Source organism: Vibrio sp. 10N.222.55.A1 (assembly GCF_041473835.1).
Taxonomy (GTDB): Bacteria; Pseudomonadota; Gammaproteobacteria; order Enterobacterales; family Vibrionaceae; genus Vibrio; species Vibrio crassostreae_C.
Genome location: NZ_JBFRSX010000148.1, coordinates 1 through 394, shown reverse-complemented (window position 1 = coordinate 394; position 394 = coordinate 1). Strand labels below are relative to the sequence as shown.

3 tRNA genes are annotated in these 394 nt (G+C 47.5%); all 3 read left to right on the top strand.

The window, feature by feature from the left end:
- Positions 1 to 13 precede the first annotated feature (13 nt).
- The 3 genes from AB4493_RS22210 to AB4493_RS22200 all read left to right on the top strand — a co-directional run bounded on the left by AB4493_RS22210 (position 14) and on the right by AB4493_RS22200 (position 394).
- Positions 14 to 89: transfer RNA gene (locus AB4493_RS22210), tRNA-Gly, on the top strand.
- 80 nt (positions 90 to 169) lie between these two features.
- Positions 170 to 256, top strand: a tRNA-Leu gene (locus AB4493_RS22205).
- Between the two features lie 64 nt (positions 257 to 320).
- Positions 321 to 394: transfer RNA gene (locus AB4493_RS22200), tRNA-Cys, on the top strand.

Below are 394 nucleotides of genomic sequence, written 5' to 3'. Positions count from 1 at the left end.
TAAGAATGAAAATGCGATACTAGCTCAGTTGGTAGAGCGCAACCTTGCCAAGGTTGAGGTCATCGGTTCGAACCCGATGTATCGCTCCAAATTTTGTAGTGTTGATTCATTTCGACATTAAGATGGTGTTTTACTTTTCAGTAATCGGCATCGCAATAAAGAATTGCGTGCCCTGGTGGTGGAATTGGTAGACACAAGGGATTTAAAATCCCTCGACGTTCGCGTTGTGCCGGTTCAAGTCCGGCCCGGGGCACCATCTATTTGATTATTACCTCGCTTGGTATTGATCAAAAGAGTTGTTCTCTTAAAACACTATTGAAGGCGCCTTGGCAGAGTGGCTATGCAGCGGATTGCAAATCCGTGGACCTCGGTTCGACTCCGGGAGGCGCCTCCA